Origin of the sequence: Pinibacter soli (assembly GCF_029961145.1) — a bacterium.
In the GTDB taxonomy this organism is placed as follows: Bacteria; Bacteroidota; Bacteroidia; order Chitinophagales; family Chitinophagaceae; genus Pinibacter; species Pinibacter soli.
In genome coordinates, this window is the sequence record NZ_JASBRG010000001.1 from 259,043 (window position 1) to 277,902 (window position 18,860).

The window sequence follows — 18,860 nt, forward strand, 5'->3', positions numbered from 1 at the left end:
ACAAAATATTTAGACTTAACTTATGGGGTTGGCTGATAACTATAGATGCACCAGGGAAAAAGCAGCAAGCACATTTTAATAAGCATTCCTTTATAAGCGAATGTTGACTTGTCTCTTTCCTTATCGCTTACAATGGCTTCCCCCTTACATCGAAACGCAAAAAATACTTTGTAAATTTATGGTTCGGCAATGCGATTTATTTGTATGATACCTTGCCGTTATTTTCAAAATCTTAGCAACAATGCAGACCGATAATTTACTAAAGCAAATAACTTTCATAAAGGAAATTGATAAGCTAAAATATATACTCCGGAAAACCAAGTTATTCAACAGCGATAGAAATGAAAATGATGCGGAGCACAGTTGGCACCTGGCAATGATGACGATTGTATTGGCAGAACACTCCAACAAGCCGATAGATGTTCTTAAAGTTTTGAAAATGGTTTTGATCCACGATATTGTTGAAATTGACGCAGGCGACACCTTTTTGTACGACACCACAAAAAGCCACACCAACACTGAGCAAGAGCTGATTGCAGCAAAACGTTTATTTGGACTTTTACCAAAGGAACAAGCCAAGGAATTCATTGCGATCTGGCAGGAATTTGAAGATGGCATAACCGATGATGCAAAATTTGCAAAATCAATGGACAGACTCGAGCCGCTGCTTCAAAACACCTCCAACAACGGTGGCACATGGAAAGAATTTGATGTGCCTTATGAAAAAGTTTACGACAAGAAAAAGGCAATCAAAGAAGGTTCCACTGCGATTTGGGAATATGCTGAGAATCTGATCAACGAAAGTGTTGAGAAAGGAATTCTTAGAAAAAGTATTGATTGACGGATGAAAAAATAGTAACCGACAATTGTGGTTCTTAAAAGATTCCATGCTCTGTGGAACATCCTGAACAACCTGACAAAAAAGCCCGCAAAATAGACATTGCGGGCTTTTTTGTGTGAAATGCATAACGCTACACAAACACTCCATTCATAGGCAATAACACTTCATGCCCTGCAATTGCCATTCGATACTTCCTGTACTGTAACAACAGACTTCCCCTTACTAACTTGTATGGCAGCAACTATAAACAAACTAAACACACAACCATGAACAATGTGATGACGCAACCTTTGTTGCATTTGCCAATTGAAGAACATCTGGAACGATCTTACTGGTACGGTCCAAACCTCGCGACTATTCTAGTCAGCTCCGAAGAAACAAACGGTTCATTCAGCCTCCTAAAAATGTCGATGCGTAAGGGCTTTGGACCTCCCCTTCATGTGCACGAACGCGAAGATGAAAGCAATTACATTCTGGAAGGAGAAATCATGTATCAAATCGGCGAGCAAACAATTATCGCCAGAGCGGGCGATTATGTGCTTTTGCCAAAAAAAATTCCGCATACTTTTCAACTGATATCAGAAACAGCGAGCACCCTTTTGCTCATTACTCCCGGCGGCTTTGAAGAGATGTTTATTGCCTGCGGCAAAAAAGCAGAAAAACTGGAACTTCCGCCAATAACGGGCAAATTACCTGAAGCTTTTTTTGAAAAACAAGTTCGCGTAAATGAAGCGCTTGGTGTGAGGATTGTACCCTCTTTGTAAATCGTCAATTCAATGTCGTTTAGTTAAGCTATTTGAAAAACTAAAAGAATGTTGCTTGTCATCCCGACGAAGGAGGGATCTGGGTTTTGCGCCAGCGTGCCGTTTAAATAAATCACTCAGATCCCTCCTTGGTCGGGATGACAAGCAGTCTTTCACTATTAATCGTTAACATCAAATGAAAAGTTAGGTACTAAACGACATTGAATCGTCAATTACGAAATAAAGCTGTTCTACATGCTCTGAAGGGTATGTAGAACAGCTTGTTCACAGCTATTACAGTAAAGCGATACTGTTTGGATATTTCGTTTAGCATCCCGCACTCATTTCATTTATTGATTATTTCAATTGCTTTATTTAAAACTTCGTCTGCACCATTTTTAATTCCTTCAATGGTTGGCTTCACCTCAACATCAGGCACTATACCAATCCTTTGTGTTTCCCCTCCATCCGGATAATAGATTCCTTGCCCACTTATCATTGTCAATATCCCTCCAGGCAAATAGAATTGTTTTACGTTACCATCAGCCCCGGCTGTAGTGGAGCCTACAACCTTTGCGTTAGGAGCAACTCTAAAAGCCATTGTGGTATATTCTGCCTGGCTTTGTGTAAGCTCATTGATCAATATTATTATTTTGCCTTTGTAATATTCCTTGTTTGTTTTCCCCACTGTTGAGGGACTTTTAAATGTAAATAGCCCGGGCCATTCTGCACTTCCTTCCGTAATTTTTGCAAATTGTGTTTCTTTAGGCATAAGATATTGGCCAAGGGCAGACACAACAAATTCAGATGGGTAGCACCTTAAATCGATTATCAGTCCTTTAGTGGTTTTTACTGTTTCAAAAATAGAAGGTAAATATTTCGATTTAATAGAACCTAAATGTAGATAGCCGATTTCAGGATTTATCCTTTTAAAGCAACTGTCTTTCTTTAAATATTTTTTGTAAAAATTCATCTCGCGAATTGGATATGTTTTGAGTGTTTTCCTGTCGGCATTTCCATTTCGTAAGTAGCCTATATTAATCAAGCTATCGTTTGTTTGAAATAATTTCATAGCAATGTCTCTTAGTTGTGCGGCATGATTTGAAGCGGGCATTATATTAGATTTAGCAGCAATTATTTCATCAATTTTTATATCGTTAACTTCTGTGATAATGTCCCCTTTTTTCAGCCCGGTTTCTTTTTCAGATTTTTCATCATAGAAGTCTTTTACAACCGCCTTATTATCTATGAAGACTAATTCAGGTGCAGCAATTCTTGCCCCAAAATATCTTCCCAACACAGCATTGCCTCCCCAAATGTTAGCGTGCGTGTCATTAATTTTTGCAATAAGTTCCAGTGAGATCAGATGGTATTCCAATTCATTTTGTACATTGATAAATTTGGGTATAAATTCAGACAGCACATTCTTCCAATCCTCTTCTATTAAGTTTTTATAAGGAAAATAATATTGTATAATATTCCAGTATCGGTATAGCGCCAACATGCGAAAACCCACGTCGGGAAATTTCACGGCTGCATATGAATTTTCATTTTTAAAAGTCGGATATCCTTTTCCAAACTCAAGTTCAGTAAAATAATTTTCGTTGTTTCTTTTAGCATTTTTAATTCTGAGTAGAAGTTGAGAAAGTTCCGCGAAAATATTTGAGGCGGTTATCCATTCTACATCGGGTCTTAATTTTGAATCCACGAATTGTTCATCATTGTTTTTAGTCTCTTTAAAGCTTCCAAATTTGTTGATCCATCGGATCAACAAAATATCCCTTTCGCTACTATTTTGAGCATTCAAAATCTGTGGCAAAATTCTGAATAGTTCATAGTCCCAATTATATTCGCCTTTTGCAATATTCGGATGATAGTATTTTAAAAAACCCCAAATCAATCCCAATACTTTTAAATTTTCTATGGTCGTTTTATCGGTTTTGATTGACTCAATTTTGGAGCCATTGTCAAACTCTTTAACGTTCACGTCTTTTTTAAACCCGGGACTTAAGTCATTGCTATTATCCTGAGAAAATCCAACGTTAATTGCGATTGACACAAACAAGAGGGCTAAGGCGATTCGTTTCATGTAGAGTGTTATAGGTTTTGAGCAACTACAGGGCATCAAATTTCGAACTCCAATATGTCAAAAAATAATTCACCAAGCAAAGAAGCTGTTGTTAAAGAAGCTGTTGGTCAGTGTACATTAACATTTTATTGACTAAAAATAAAGGAAAAAAATTCCTGGAGCTTGAGTAAGCGGCTGTCTTTGTTTTCGCACAGCTTTCAATCGTATTTACAATTCATATCGTTCCATCGATTTGCAATCTTTAAGTTAACGCCCAAAAAATATTTTTTAAAACTGCTATTTTCAGCCCTTCAAAAATGGCCGGTGTAACCTTTTACCTTCACCCAAAAGCTACCAAAGTAGTTTCAACGACCAACCGCCAGATACTAAACGAAACCCGTTATGAAGAAACTTTTATTCGTACTTATTTGCCTGTGTACATTTTTCCGATATGCAAACAGCCAGTCATTACTTGATTCCACTGTATTAAAAATCTCCAAAAGCTATGCCCCGGAGAAAATTTATTTGCACTACGATAAATCCTCATACTGTGCCGGGGAAACTGTTTGGTTCAAAGCTTATTTACTGGAAGGAGGTTTGCCTTCTGCACAAAGCAAAACACTGTACGTGGATTGGGTCGCAGACAATGGCACTGTTCTTTCTCATGTAGTTAGTCCGGTTTTGAGTGGCGCCACCAATGGACAATTTGAAATACCCCAGAACTATAACTACAGATCGCTGCATGTAAGAGCCTATACGAAATGGATGCTGAATTTTGATACCGCTTTTTTATATAACAAAGACATTCACATACTGCTCAAAGCTTCTACAGAAACTCCTCATACTGCACCAGCCATTATTTCTTCCATACAGTTTTTTCCCGAAGGCGGAGATATTATAAGGGGAGTAACAAATAGAGTTGCCTTTAAAGCCAACGACCAATATGGAAGGCCCGTTGAAATAAAGGGAACGCTCGAGGACAGTAAAGGCACTTTAATTCAAAGCTTTTCATCTGTGCATGACGGCATGGGAAGTTTTTCTTTCACGCCACAACAGGGAATTGATTATACCGTGAAATGGATTGATGAAAAAGACAAAGAACATACATCTGTTCTACCTACCATTAAACCATCAGGCGTTTCAATGCAGATGACGATAGAAGATACAAAAAGAGTGATACGTATTAGCACCGGCGCCAGCAACGAGAAAGCGCCGCAAGATTTCCATCTTGTGGGGACGATGAACCAGGGCCTGGTTTTTACGAATGACATCAGCCTGAATGAAAACAGCAGCGTTGGCAGGATCATTCCAACGGAAGAACTTTTGTCGGGTGTTTTAACCTTCACACTTTTTGATGAAAACTGGACACCAATCGCTGAACGAATCACGTTTATCAACAATAACGAATACGCTTTTCAACCTATAATGGAAGTGCAGAAAAGCGATTTGAATAAACGAAAAAGAAATGAACTTGAAATTCAAATTCCTGATAGTCTGCAGGACGCCAATCTCTCGATTGCAGTAACAGACATGAGTATTGAAAAAGATACTTCTGAAAATATCATCTCGCATTTCTTATTAAGCAGCGATGTAAGAGGAAAAATAAACAACCCTGCTTATTATTTTTCAAATAACAGCGATTCAATAACGCAGCAGCTAGATCTGGTAATGCTTACCAACGGATGGAGAAGATACAAGTGGGAAGATGTAACGAAAGGCAAATTGCCTGCAATTACACATCCCCGCGACAACACCTACCTGCACCTGACGGGACAACTTTTTGGTGTTCCAAAAAGCCAGTTGAGCGGAAAAGAAAGCGTGGCTATTATATTAAAAGACTCCACCAGGTCCAGGCTGGAGATTATGGATGTTGCGAAAGACGGTACGTTTGGCGATCCGGAAATGCTCGTTTTTGACACTATCAAAGCATACTTTAGTTTAAAATCAAAATTTCTTAAACAAGCCACTGCAAAATTTTCGATCGATCGTTTGCCTGCGCCTAACTACACAAACTTCAGCAAAAACCTGCAGTACGTCACTCCGTCATTTGACACAACAGGTGCATCGCGTCACAGCCTGATGGTCCTGAAATATTTCGATATCATTAACAAAGACAAAGCCCAGGTATTACAAACAGTTACTGTTACGGCCAGGAAGAAACCTTCTGTAGATGTATTGGATGCAAAATATACAAGTGGGCTATTTTCCCATGGCGATAGCTATCAGTTTGATCTTATCAATGACCCTGCCAGCGGGGCTTATGGCGATATCTTTTCTTATCTGCAAGGCAGGATTGCCGGATTGCAGATCAATACAACGAGTTTTCCCACCACTTTTAAATGGCGCGGTGGCGGCGGTGTGGGTTTATTTCTTGATGAGATTCATACAGACGTAGAAATGCTTCAAACCTTTCCTGTGAGCGACATTGCGTATGTAAAAGTTTTCAGACCTCCTTTTATGGGCGGCTTTGGTGGCAGCAATGGTGCCATCGCCATTTATACACGTAAGGGCGATGACAGGGTGGCTGGTTCAAGCGGATTATCATCTAACACTATTATTGGCTACACTATTGTTAAACAATTTTACTCACCGAACTATGACATATACGATTCTAAAAATGATCAATTGGATGTTCGTTCCACGTTATACTGGAATCCATTGCTAAGATCCAATGCAAAAAGTAAAAAAATCGATCTGAGCTTTTATAATAATGATATAACAAAATCTTTCCGTGTTGTGATTGAAGGCATAACAAAAGACGGCCTGCTTACGCATTTTGAGCAAGTGATTAAATAAAACACAACAAGCCGTTAATTTTGTTCTTACGGTACCGGACCTGACAGATTTTAAAAACCTGTCAGGTCTTTTATCTACACAATCTTTTTGCAAGCAGACGATCGTTTATGTCAAACATCCTCTCAGCTCCTAAGCGTTTTTTCTTCTTCTACTTTAGTTTGCATATACCAACCTGCGCCAGCACCAATCATCATTGCATCTTCACCTAACACAGCCGTTGTGATCACTATTTCTTTGTTGACCTTTCTTATTTCATTTTCCATCGTGTCTTTAAAGAAAGAATATGCTTTCGCTATATTACCGCCAATTACGATGGATTCGGGCTTTTCCTTTTCCATAAATGCTGCAAGAAAACAACCAAGGTTATGGCCAAACTCTTCAAAAATTATTGACGCATTTGGATCTTTTGAAATCAATGTAGAAAGTTCGTGGGCACCGATTATCTTTTTACCACTCATTTCAAAATGCCTTTTCACAAACCAACGTGTAGATATATATTCCTCGGCTATGCTAGCTTTAAACGGAAAGCGCCACAGATCGGCGCTGTGTGCAAGGCCATTGCGACAAACCGCGGTGCCAAGCCCAGTGCCCAGTGTTACACCTATTACTGTATTATAACCCATTGCGCTTCCACTGAACACTTCGCCTTGTAAAAAACACGCTGCATCATTATTTAAATAAATATCTTTTGCAGAAAAACCAAGTGCTTGCGCAAGCAATTCTTTCACATTAAGACTATACAGATGAGGATATTTGTCAAGTCCTTTTATCAAACAAATACCCACTTCATAATCGAAGGGGCCAGGCATTGCTATGCAAATTTTCTGCACGTGACTATTGCCTATTGATTGCCCGATGCATTTACTCCAGTCTGAAATTATTTTATCTGCTTCAGCATGAGAATCAATTGCAACTCTAGCCTCTGATGATTTTATAAGCTGCCGCGTTTCAAGGTCAAGCAAACATGATGTAATATGCGAGCCGCCTACATCTGCGCAAACAACCAGGTTATTTGATTGCATGTAATTTGATTTGGAATAATTCATTAAGATACAACAGCAACCGTTTATTTTTTCCAGTGATCAATATTCTCTTTAAGAAACGATCTTACCACTTTTGCTCTCTCTTTTCCTGTATTGGTAATTGTAAAACTTTTTGCTGCCGCAGGTATTACAAACGTTTCAGCATAGTAGAATGTTGAGCGTGTCCCATCTGCAGTTTCTACAGATATAGAAGAGCCTTCAACAAGCATCAATACCTGGCAACTATCATTTGTATCAAGCGTAACTGTTGAATCAAATTCAACCCTTTCTACATCATAGAAATGAAATTCGTGAGTGGGCAAATGTATCAATTGCCAGTCCGCACCCTCTTTTATCACCGATTGTTTTGAGATCAATTCGTTTTGAACACGATCGCCTTTACGTTCGAACCTAAGGTTATTGAAAGCGTGATCAATATTGATAGCACGAGGTTCACCATTGAGGTCCAGACGCAGCCAATCATACATCTTAAATGTAAAAATGTAAGGCGTAGCACTTATTTCAAGAACAACATTGTTTGCTCCCGAACTATGCACTGTTCCGTTTGGTATCAAAAATAAATCGTGTTTTTTAGCATCAAAAGATTGCACATATTTCCTGATGTCAACTTCAACCTTATTTTTTTGGCTGTCTTCCAAAACTGTCCTGAATGCAGCAGGTTCAATATTTTCCTGAAAACCAAGATATACATTAGCTCCTTCTTTGCAGTCGAGAATATAGTAAGTTTCATCCTGCGTAATATGCTCTCCAAATTTTTTGCGAATGTAATCAAGCGAAGGATGGCACTGTATGGAAAGATTTCCTCCATTCCACGTATCAAGAAAATCAAACCGGATTGGAAACTCTTCTCCAAAAAAAGAAGCATGTTTCCCAATCACTTCTTTATTCTTTTTCAGCATCAACAGGTCGAAAGGTACTTCAAGCAAATTCCCATCGCTTTCAAAAACAACTCCATTTTCAGGAACGATCAATTCAAACGACCATGCATAATTTATCTCGTCTTTATTCAACCCTTTTATTCTTTCCTTCATCCATTGTCCGCCCCATGCACCAGGCTCAAACCATGGACGGGCACGCATTACGGATCGGCTTAGTTTTTCAATCCCCACTTCCAGATCTTTTTTAAATATCCAGTTTATTTCGTTTCTCCATTGCGTATCGGCCACCACTGTTATCTTGTTGTAAATATCTTTCCGATGCTTGTTCAGCACTACCCAATCAACAAAAAAATAGCGCTTATACATTTCCGATGATTTGCAGATCATGTCAGTACCAAGATTACCAACTTCTGATGCACGCATCCGGTATTGTATTTCATTTTTAGGTACATCAAGGAAAACCACAGGTACATTCCAGGTTAGCAAGCTGGCACCTGTTCCGTAAGCTATCGTTATGTCATAGTTTTCATCTGGCTGAACATCTTTCAGCTTCTCCATTTGAAAAAACTGCTGAAGTTCGAGTGTAGCTTTTGTTCCCCACACTGAGCCCGGTGTTCCTAAAAATGGAGCGACCATTTTCTGTATTTCATCGGTGCTTTTCATGTATTCCTCTACATCTATCCACTTTACTTTGTATGGCATACCTGCAAAATTCTGCTGCAAGCCCGAGGTAACATCATCCCAGATAACACCACTATAACCATCTATTATTACCTGCTTTTTGTCCGCTATCCATTTTGCAAGTGTGTCATAACCTCCGAATATTTTTCCTTCCCCTAAGGAGTGATATGGATAAATATCATACTCTTTAAGAGACTCTCTACTACTTTCAACGCGCTGAGGCATTAGGATCGGAGCTGTTAACTTCTTTTTAGTTGAAATTTCTTTTTCTTCTAATTTCTGAGTTGACGATACTTGCATGTCTGTCAGTTTAAATCTTTAATAAAATAGAATTATGTATCATTTAGTTTTTCATTAGTGCCCGGCTGAAATACTGTTAGTCTTTATAAACGACCCTTAAACTTACATTATCATAAGCTAACAGGTCAATTTTGTTATTGCATTTGCCAATGCGTTCTCGACCCGGCACCCTAAGCACCAACCCGAAGTAAAGCAGGGAAAACCAGCAAAAAATTAATATGTACGAACATACGAACATATACATGTATCAACAATTTTTTTTCATAATTTTAACCAACCCGTAAAAAAGCACTTAATGAAGCTTTCAATAGACCACAAAAGCTATGTTCCACTTCACCTACAGGCAGAGCAATTATTGAGAAATCTTATTGCCGACCCGCAGTATGCCAATGGTAAATTCTTACCAAATGAGGTTGATTTGGCCAAACAGCTGGCTATTTCCCGTACAACTTTGCGTCAGGCATTAAACAAATTGGTTTATGAAGGTTTATTGATACGAAAAAAAGGTATTGGCACTAGAGTAGCCGCTGGCTCCATAAGTTCCAAATCAAATAACTGGCTTTCATTTTCACAGGAAATGCAGGCTCGCGGAATCCCCATAAAAAACTTTGAGCTGCACGTCAGTTGGGTGAACCCGGATGAGCAGGTCGCAGACTTTTTTGGCATTGGCACCGATAAAAAAATATTAAAGCTTGAGCGTCTAAGAGGCAAGCCGGAAGGGCCTTTCGTATATTTCATTTCCTATTTTCACCCTCGTGTGGAGCTTACGGGAGAGGAAGACTTCAAACGCCCGCTTTATGAGATTCTTGAAAAAGATCTTTATATCATAGCTACATTGTCCCAGGAAGAAATTACGGCTCAGGCTGCCACGAAGTTCATTGCAGACAAACTTGAAATAGAACCGGGCAGTCCCGTATTATTTAGAAAAAGACATGTGTTTGACCAGGGAGATCGCCCCATTGAATACAACCTGGGCTATTACCGGGCCGACAGTTTTGTATATACGGTTGAAAGTAGAAGAGAGTAAGAAATTGATAGCTATTTATCAACACCGCTACGCCCTGAATCCATCTTGGTATTCAAGGCCTTTCGCGTTCCGGTATTCTTTTCTTAAGTGGATCTCCCAACTTGAAATATCCGTTTTACACCGTCTGCTCATTGACCGCCTTGTCAAAAAAAGACTGTTCATTTTTTTCTCAAAAAGAGATATTCTGGCAATTTGGATGCAAAAATATTCAGCGTTTTTTGTAGCAAACGAGTCAACAACCTTGAAACTCTATACAGTTGGGATGTTTGTTAAAATTTAAAATAATCCCAGGTTGTCGATTTAATTATCTACCTTCACTGGGAACTTTTGAGTTATTTAGCTCTTGTAAACTCTCTCCTCTCTTTTTACATCCGCCATTTTTCTCAATATTATTTACTTAATAATTCATCAAAAATGAATATGCATGTGTCTAACCTGGCATTTAGTTTCCAGGATGAAGATCTGAAAAAACTTTTTGCAGATTATGGAACCGTTTCTGCAGCAAAAATTATTACCGACAAATTTACCAATAAAAGCAGGGGATTTGGATTTGTTGAAATGGCCGACGAAAAAGCCGCACAAACAGCCATGAGTGAAGTCAACGGAAAAATGATCGATGGTCGCTCTGTAAAAGTGACTGAAGCAAGGCCCAGAGAAGAAAATCGCAGCAACGGCTTCAATAAGCGCTGGTAATAATTGTATATTACTATCTGAGCCGACCTTATAATAAAAGATGACATTCATATTTTTAAAAGAACATTTACGCCAAAGGCATTACAATTGGTCAGGCGAACCAAATCATTCTATACAGAACAAAGAAATTGACCGGAAGACCTTTGATCCTTTCAACGGTTTTCAGGTCCTGTTCATTATCAATTATTTTGGTAAATCAATTGGAAAACTGACCGTTACCGACGGACTAAAAGTGGAAGAACTTATTTCAACCCAATTGCCTGTGAATGCCAAAAGTGAATTGTCTGTGTTTAACTGGTTACGAGGAATTTATTTATTTTATGGTAATTGATCCGGTCCGAACAAACTGAATTTGAGGAATATCACTACTAAAAAAAAGTGTATGAATATACAGATATTTAATCTTAGTATGAATACTGCGGATCGTGACCTGCGAAAGCTATTCTCTCCTTTTGGACTGGTAACATCAGCAGAAGTGATAAGGGACAAATTGAATGGCCGTTCAAACTGTAACGCTATGGTTGAAATGCCCGTCGATCAAGAAGCCCGGCAGGCTATTGCATCGCTTCATAACGTACTTTTGGATGGCAAGAAAATATCGGTTACCGAGCTTTACTTAGGATCCAAATGGTAAACTTCGCATTGCCTTGTGGAATTAATTGCCTACCTTCATGGTGATATCTTTGAGTTTTATCGCCCGTGTAAACCATCTCCTTCTCTTTACATCCGCCATTTCTCTCAAATATTTATTCATTTTTTAATCCCCATACTATGGTTATGCATGTTTCACACCTGCACATTGGCTTTCAGTATGAGCATCTTAAAAAACTTTTTTATGATAAGCTCAAATCGAAAAACCTCTGGAGTATCATCCAACTGTCGCAACTGCACAACTGGTCGGGGCCAAATGATATAAATATGGCAGGGATATATAACGGAACCGCTTTAAACTCACATTCATTCACCAAACTTTAATGTAATATGGCAACCAGCTGGAATAAAAAAGATAGAGAAAATAAAAAAAGGACTGAACGCAAAAAGAAAGAAGAGAAAAGACTGGAGCGTAAAGAAAATTCGGATAAAGGCAAAAGCCTCGATGATATGATGGCATACCTGGATGAAAACGGGAATTTAACTTCCGTTCCCCCCGGGAACACAAGACGACGGGAAATTAGCCTGGATGAGATTGAGATAAGTGTGCCAAAGAAAAGAGAGTTGACACCTGAAGAACTGATTCGTACAGGCGTTGTAACTTTTTTTAACTCTGCAAAAGGATTTGGTTTTATAGAAGACAGCCAAAACGGCCAGCGGCTATTTGTGCATCAATCGTCTTTAAATTTTCCTTTACAGGAAGGACAAGAAGTGAAGTTTGAAAGCGAAAGGGGCCCCAAAGGATATACCGCCGTTAACGTTTCAAGAAATAAATAATAATATTCGCCTGTATCTATCCGGACAATAATTCAAAGCTGCATACTTAATGCTCTATCATCAACTTAACAGAATTCATAGCAATGACAAAAGTCACTTACAATAACAGGAATGCAGTATTTTTTAATTCGCTGAAAAAATCGGTTGACCGATACTTTGAACAATCCGGTTTAAAGAAAACAGGCAATTTTCGATTGTATATTAAATCCGTCATTTTTATTCTTACAGCGCTTGCCTTGTATGCCACGTTATTATTTGTTAAACTACCGCTATTGGCGGGCGTTGGAGCAAGCGTACTACTTGGTCTTGTTTCAGCATTCATTGGATTTAATGTTATGCATGATGCCAATCACTCCAGTTATTCATCCAAAAAATGGGTCAACAACACACTAGGATTAACGTTGAATGCTTTGGGCGGCAACAGTTTTATCTGGAAGCAGAAACATAATATCATTCACCATACTTATACTAATATTGATGGCATCGATGATGATATTGCAAAAAGTCCTTTTATACGCATGTGCAGCTCACAGCGATGGGTAGCGGCTCACCGTGTGCAACATTTATATACACCTTTGCTTTATGCTTTCAGTTCGGTTATTTGGGTATTATACCAGGATTTTGAAAAATATTACAAACGAAAAATTTGCAATACAGCGCTTACAAAAATGAAAACTGCCGACCATATTTTGTTTTGGAGCAGTAAGGTATTATATATCCTCTTTTATTTGGTTATTCCTATCATGATTGTCGGATGGAAATTGTGGCTGCTTTATTTTATATGCATGCATATTGGTTTGGGATTTACTTTATCAATCGTGTTTCAGCTTGCGCATGTGGTAGAAGATACCGTCTTTGAATTTGCCGAAGGCGATGAAAAGCAGCTGGAAAATGAATGGGCAGTGCACCAGGTGAAAACAACGTCGAATTTCGCTGCGAACAACAAGATCCTGTCATGGTTTGTTGGTGGATTAAACTACCAGATAGAACATCACTTATTTCCAAGAATAAGCCATGTACATTATCCTGCCATCAGCCGTTTTGTAAAGGAAGAATGCCAGGCTTTTCAATTACCATACAACAGTATTCCCACAATGAATGCCGCTATTGCGTCGCATTTCCGGTTTATAAAATCAATGGGGCAAAAGCCATCATTATTGTGATGGACTTGAAATGATTAATCTATTCTGCGGTGAGGGTGGGATTGTAACCCAACTCCTCAAATGCAGTCTGGATCGATATTCCATCATTTCAATAACCCGATATTCCACGAATTACTCCTGCTTAAAGCGATCACGTTCTATCTAAAATTACAAAAAATTGAACGCCTTTAAGCAGTTGATAATATTTGCAACACTGAAAAACCAAATTCAAAAAGAATTGGCTCAAATGTGGATCACTAGTCCGATGACGAATTCCAAACAAATCTATAGAGTATTAGGGCAATGGATATGCATAAAATATAACTTCGGGTATTTTCTTCAGTTCAATCGAAATTAATTTTAAAAGGTGTTCTCCATCGAAACTTTAAAAAGCAAATCCCAAAAAAATACCAAATCCAATTGAAAATTCATTACTAGGATTGTCCGTCCACTGCAACAATGGATAGCCTTGAATAATTGTTCCATACTTGTTCATATACCTATATCCGAGGCTTAGCGTATATGCAGATTCAAATTTTTTATGAATCACAGGAGGCGCTCCAGTTGAGTCGACAAAATCAGGGCCAAACGCTGCTGTGTATCCAATTCCAATCTGAGCAAAGCTTGCCTTTTTTCCAACAAGGCAATACATCGTTAATGGAACATAACAGCTACCTGGGATTTGCTTGTCATAAGATTTACCCCCCGGAGTGTAACCTACACCTGTACTTAAATTATAAAAAAAAGTTTGCGGTTTACTTGCATATATTTTTCTTTCATAATTCACTGATATAATTCCTCTATTGTGTCCTAAACATCCAAAAAACACGTCCTGTTTTAATGGCATTCCATATTTAGAACCGGATTGGGCATTACAGTCTCTGCTTGCAAATAGACTTAACATCAGCACTGCCGTTCTTATTCTTCTAAAATTCATTCTTTTTTAATTGCATTTCATTTTCTCAAGTTCGATAGAAGCTTTTTGATATCCAAATTTCTTGCTTGCATTTAAATCCTGACAAGCAGATGCAAGATCTTCTAATTTCTTATATGACAATCCTCTGTAATAATAAACTTCACCATCGTCCGGACTAATTGAGAGAGAGGCAGAAAAATTACTAATAGCTTTTTGAAAAAGTTTCATTGAATAATAAGCAATCCCTCTATTGGCATAGGCTTTTTGACTAGGTTTAATCTTCAGAGAATTGCTAAAATCATCAATAGAGCTTTCATATAAGCCCAATTTAAGTTTAGCAAACCCCCTGTTAGAAAAAAATATTAGATTTGACGAATCAATGTTAATTGCTTTAATTTCCAAATCTATTGCATCCTTATAGTTACCAAGCATTATTTGTGACGCGGCAATTTGATCCAATATCAACGGGTCTTTAGGATTAATTTTCAACGCACGTAAAGAATAATCGTACGCTTTTTTATAATCTTTTTTCATTAGGTAAACTTTACCATAATAGTAAAAGATTTTATCAGTTGCTGGATTAATTAACTGTGAGGAATCCAAATCTTTAATAGCATTCGAAAAATTTCCGAGAAATGCATACGAAGTACCTCTATACATATAAGACTCTGCTCTATTGTCGTTCAAACTTATTGTCTTTGTAAACATTTCAATTGCACGAGATAAATCCCCGAAAAGATATTCCTGTTTTGCAGCTTCAAAATTGACTTGTGCTTCACACTTTGTGACGATAATAATTGCGAATAAAAGAATGAATTTAATTTTTACCATAAAACTTTTTTAATTTCTACCGATATTTATTTTCGCCCACGTTGGTGTTCCCATTAATCAGCAAGATCGCCGCTGTTGGTGTGTCGCATAGCCTTGTGCGTTAGCTGCACCAACAGCTGTTGTATTTACTTTCGGTAATGCGTATTAAATCCCCTTTCATCTTTAGCCGTTTCATAATACTTAGCTGTTGAATATTTATACTGCTCTGCATACTTACATATACCTGCACGAACAGGGATTATGATGTATATATTTTAGCCACGCTATTCGACATGTTCCGCAGGACATGTCGAATAAAAGATAACAAGGGATTTTAAAATCCCTCAATCGACTGATCATTGTTCAATTAAAATCCCATTAAATCTATCATTCGAGATGTCCTGCGGAACATCTCGAACAGCACTGAAACAATTCATTGGGGCTAATATTTTCTGCGCATCACATTTTTTCTCATATTTTTCTAATTTTTCCTTCCGAGCTGGCGCGGATATGCCGCATCGCTTATGAGCGTTGCCTATCTGTTCCTTTATTTTTTTTGTACCTACAATCTATCTCGAAATGTATGAACACTTTTCTACTCATCAAAGTGTTTACAACGGAAAGCCATATACGAGTCTTTCTGTTTTCCCTTGCCGAAGTTTTTCTCAGGACGACGCAGGACAGTTACAAAGTTGCAAAATCTTAATTTGTAGTTTTGAGAGTCCATGCCAAAAACACTCTCGCAAAACGATTATCTTGTTCTGCCTTTTCAATTAAAGCAAAGGGTACGATATCAAAAAAGCTTGCAATGAAAATATTCTCCCGTCCCGTTTTTTACATCCCGGTAATGATAAGTCTGTTTGTCGTAAAATTTACTCATGCACAAAACAGTGCTCAAAACGAAATAGCGTCCGGTTGGCAAATGAAAGAGGCTGCAAAGGTTACAGCGTCCGGAGCTTTGATTTCGACAACTTCTTTCACTTCGAAAGATTGGTACGAAGCTGTAGTACCAGGCACCGTACTCACTACGCTCGTGCACAACAAAGTTTATCCGGATCCTTTGTATGGAGAAAATAACAGGCCCGATAAAATACCGGAAACACTTTGCCGTACTGACTATTGGTATAGAGCAGCATTTGCAGTACCCAAAAACTACAACGGAAAAAAAATTTGGCTGAACTTCGACGGTATCAACTATGAAGCGGATGTGTGGGTAAACGGAAAGCAGGTGGGGAAAATGAAAGGCGCTTTCGCAAGGGGCATTTTTGATATCACCGGCATTGTTTCCGCCGGCAGTAAAGCAGTAGTTGCGGTACATGTATCTCCGCAACCAAATCCAGGCATCTCGCATGAACACACGATCAAGGATGGGATGGGTCCAAACGGCGGTCAGTCTGCCATTGACGGCCCCACTTTTCTCTGCTCGATAGGTTGGGACTGGATACCGGCTATTCGTGACCGCAATACAGGCATCTGGCAAAAGGTTTTCCTTGCATCGACAGGAGCAGTACGCATTAAAGATCCTTTGGTGACAAGTGATGTATCACTGCCAAATCGAAAATCTGCAGATGTGAGCATACGTGCCACCGTAGAAAATACTACGGACAAACCCGTGCAGGGTATATTGAAAGGTTCGTTCGGCAATGTTGTTTTTGAACAAGCTGTAACCCTCACTGCAAATTCATCCCAGGAACTTATTTTTGATCCCCGGAAATTTGCTCAGCTACATGTCAGCAATCCGAACCTTTGGTGGCCAAATGGATATGGCCCGCAAAATCTTTACAACTTGAAATTAAGTTTCGAGGTAAATGGCCAATTGTCTGATAGCAAAAACATTTCATTTGGCATTCGCAAAATCACTTACGGTTTAGAAGACGCTGAAAATCTTACAGTTACTGTGAACGGTGTAAAAGTGTTTTGCAAAGGTGGCAACTGGGGAATGGACGAGGCAATGAAACGGGTGTCCCGCGCACGTTTGGAGGCGCAGGTACGTATGCACCAGATTGCGAACTATACGATGATCCGTAATTGGGTGGGACAAAGCACCAATGAAGATCTGTATGATCTTTGCGATAAGTATGGCATTATGTTATGGGACGAATTTTTCCAGCCAAATCCGGGCGATGGTCCGAACCCAACAGACATCGGATTGTATATTGCCAATGTTAGAGAGAAGATCGTTCGCTTTCGCAATCATCCGTCTATTGCTATTTGGTGCGCACGCAATGAAGGTTATCCTCCGGCAAATATCGACAGTGCGTTGCGAAAATTAATGAGAGAACTGGAACCGGTTCGTCTGTACCAACCAAGCTCTACAGAAGGACGGGGAGTAAATTCAGGGGGACCCTACCGATGGCGCAAACCAGTTGAATACTACACTTTCAATGAAGCTTTTAAAACAGAGATCGGCAGCATGTCCGTACCTACTCTGCAATCCATTCATGGCATGATGCCAAAGGAGGATTGGGAAGTAATCAATAACGATTGGGCGGAGCACGATTTTGCCAATGGTGCACAAAAAGGATTAAACTACCGCACAATGATTGACGAGCGATATGGAAAGGTGATCAACCTCGCAGACTTTGTGCGAAAGGCGCAACTTGCCAACTACGAGGCTTTCAGGGCAATGTATGAAGGGCGAAATGCCAAACTTTTTAATCCTGCAACCGGAGTGATTACGTGGATGAGCAATCCGGCACAACCAAGTTTTGTGTGGCAGTTGTACCATCATGACCTTGAGCCAAATGCGTCACTCTTTGCTGTGCGAAAGGGTTGCGAGCCGGTGCATATACAATTGAATGAAAAAGAAAACACAGTACAGGTGATCAACAATTTGCCAAATACCTTTAATGGCAAAGCGCAAATAACCGTATACAACCTGGATGGCACGGTGGTGCTTCAACGATCTGCTGCGGTGTCGGCTGCTGCAAGTTCTGCTACCACCATTGGAAATTTATCCGTGACTGCAAATTCATCAGTGTACTTTGTGCAACTAATTTTGAATGACGTGACAGGCAAACAGGTTTCAAACAATTTTTACTGGCAGGCGCTGCCTTCCAATGCTGATAAATTGAGCGACCTTGACAAATTAGCTGTTGTAAAACTACTGGCAACTGTGAGCAGGGAAGATAAGGGGGGAAAGTGTTTGTTGCATGTTACATTGCGCAACCCAACGACAAAACCCGCACTGATGGCGCATTTGCAGTTGTATGGCAAAAAATCGAAAGAGCGTGTATTGCCTGTGTACTATACCGACAACTATATATCGCTGGCACCAAACGAAAGCCGCGCCATCACAATTGAAGCAGATGCATCACAGTTGAAAGGTGATCAGCCGCTAATATTAATAGATGGCTGGAATGTCGATGTAGTACCGGTCTCCGGTGCAGCAAGCATTGAATTAAACAAGGTGTCGCAAGTCTCAACATGGCCACAGACGGGGTTGCCGGTAAAAAAATAGTTGGGAGCAAAACAACCACACAAATATTCTGCCT

15 protein-coding genes are annotated in these 18,860 nt (G+C 39.2%); 10 read left to right on the plus strand and 5 right to left on the minus strand.

Annotated features, from left to right (window positions below):
- Positions 1-241 precede the first annotated feature (241 nt).
- Both QJ048_RS01065 and QJ048_RS01070 read left to right on the plus strand, forming a co-directional pair.
- Entirely contained in the window at positions 242-841 is a 600-nt protein-coding gene (locus tag QJ048_RS01065; protein ID WP_282332458.1) for an HD domain-containing protein, read from the plus strand.
- 266 nt (positions 842-1,107) lie between these two features.
- The gene (locus QJ048_RS01070) at positions 1,108-1,605 is read left to right on the plus strand and encodes a quercetin 2,3-dioxygenase (protein ID WP_282332459.1); all 498 of its coding nucleotides are present in this window, start codon (positions 1,108-1,110) and stop codon (positions 1,603-1,605) included.
- A 325-nt stretch (positions 1,606-1,930) separates the two neighbouring features.
- Here the strand turns inward: QJ048_RS01070 and QJ048_RS01075 are convergent, their stop codons facing one another.
- Positions 1,931-3,391: a S41 family peptidase gene (locus QJ048_RS01075; protein WP_282332460.1), complete on the minus strand. Its 1,461-nt coding sequence runs from the start codon at positions 3,389-3,391 to the stop codon at positions 1,931-1,933.
- A gap of 663 nt (positions 3,392-4,054) precedes the next feature.
- On the opposite strand from QJ048_RS01075, the gene QJ048_RS01080 reads away from it, so the two are divergent.
- Positions 4,055-6,448: a TonB-dependent receptor gene (locus tag QJ048_RS01080; RefSeq protein WP_282332461.1), complete on the plus strand. Its 2,394-nt coding sequence runs from the start codon at positions 4,055-4,057 to the stop codon at positions 6,446-6,448.
- A 122-nt stretch (positions 6,449-6,570) separates the two neighbouring features.
- Here QJ048_RS01080 and QJ048_RS01085 read toward each other — a convergent pair whose 3' ends face one another.
- Together QJ048_RS01085 and QJ048_RS01090 are read right to left on the minus strand one after the other, a co-directional pair.
- Positions 6,571-7,470: an ROK family protein gene (locus QJ048_RS01085; protein ID WP_282332462.1), complete on the minus strand. Its 900-nt coding sequence runs from the start codon at positions 7,468-7,470 to the stop codon at positions 6,571-6,573.
- 44 nt (positions 7,471-7,514) lie between these two features.
- On the minus strand, positions 7,515-9,350 hold the full coding sequence (locus QJ048_RS01090; RefSeq protein ID WP_282332463.1) for a class I mannose-6-phosphate isomerase: 1,836 nt from the start codon (positions 9,348-9,350) through the stop codon (positions 7,515-7,517).
- Positions 9,351-9,645: 295 nt separating this feature from the next.
- On the opposite strand from QJ048_RS01090, the gene QJ048_RS01095 reads away from it, so the two are divergent.
- From QJ048_RS01095 to QJ048_RS01120, 6 genes are all read left to right on the plus strand, one after another.
- The gene (locus tag QJ048_RS01095) at positions 9,646-10,377 is read left to right on the plus strand and encodes a GntR family transcriptional regulator (RefSeq protein WP_282332464.1); all 732 of its coding nucleotides are present in this window, start codon (positions 9,646-9,648) and stop codon (positions 10,375-10,377) included.
- 414 nt (positions 10,378-10,791) lie between these two features.
- The gene (locus tag QJ048_RS01100) at positions 10,792-11,070 is read left to right on the plus strand and encodes an RNA-binding regulator (protein ID WP_282332465.1); all 279 of its coding nucleotides are present in this window, start codon (positions 10,792-10,794) and stop codon (positions 11,068-11,070) included.
- Between the two features lie 40 nt (positions 11,071-11,110).
- Positions 11,111-11,401 (plus strand): hypothetical protein, encoded by a 291-nt coding sequence (locus tag QJ048_RS01105; RefSeq protein ID WP_282332466.1) that lies wholly within the window; start codon positions 11,111-11,113, stop codon positions 11,399-11,401.
- 51 nt (positions 11,402-11,452) lie between these two features.
- Positions 11,453-11,704, plus strand: coding sequence for an RNA recognition motif domain-containing protein (locus QJ048_RS01110; protein ID WP_282332467.1), 252 nt, complete (start codon positions 11,453-11,455; stop codon positions 11,702-11,704).
- A gap of 347 nt (positions 11,705-12,051) precedes the next feature.
- Positions 12,052-12,498, plus strand: coding sequence for a cold-shock protein (locus QJ048_RS01115; protein WP_282332468.1), 447 nt, complete (start codon positions 12,052-12,054; stop codon positions 12,496-12,498).
- 83 nt (positions 12,499-12,581) lie between these two features.
- Positions 12,582-13,661, plus strand: coding sequence for a fatty acid desaturase family protein (locus QJ048_RS01120; protein ID WP_282332469.1), 1,080 nt, complete (start codon positions 12,582-12,584; stop codon positions 13,659-13,661).
- 364 nt (positions 13,662-14,025) lie between these two features.
- Here the strand turns inward: QJ048_RS01120 and QJ048_RS01125 are convergent, their stop codons facing one another.
- Both QJ048_RS01125 and QJ048_RS01130 read right to left on the minus strand, forming a co-directional pair.
- Positions 14,026-14,577: a hypothetical protein gene (locus tag QJ048_RS01125; RefSeq protein ID WP_282332470.1), complete on the minus strand. Its 552-nt coding sequence runs from the start codon at positions 14,575-14,577 to the stop codon at positions 14,026-14,028.
- 6 nt (positions 14,578-14,583) lie between these two features.
- Positions 14,584-15,387 carry a tetratricopeptide repeat protein gene (locus QJ048_RS01130; protein ID WP_282332471.1) on the minus strand — a complete coding sequence of 268 codons (804 nt, stop codon included), beginning with the start codon at positions 15,385-15,387 and terminating at the stop codon, positions 14,584-14,586.
- 787 nt (positions 15,388-16,174) lie between these two features.
- On the opposite strand from QJ048_RS01130, the gene QJ048_RS01135 reads away from it, so the two are divergent.
- Complete coding sequence (locus QJ048_RS01135; protein ID WP_282332472.1) at positions 16,175-18,826, plus strand: glycoside hydrolase family 2 protein; 2,652 nt, start codon at positions 16,175-16,177, stop codon at positions 18,824-18,826.
- The last annotated feature ends 34 nt before the right edge of the window (positions 18,827-18,860 follow it).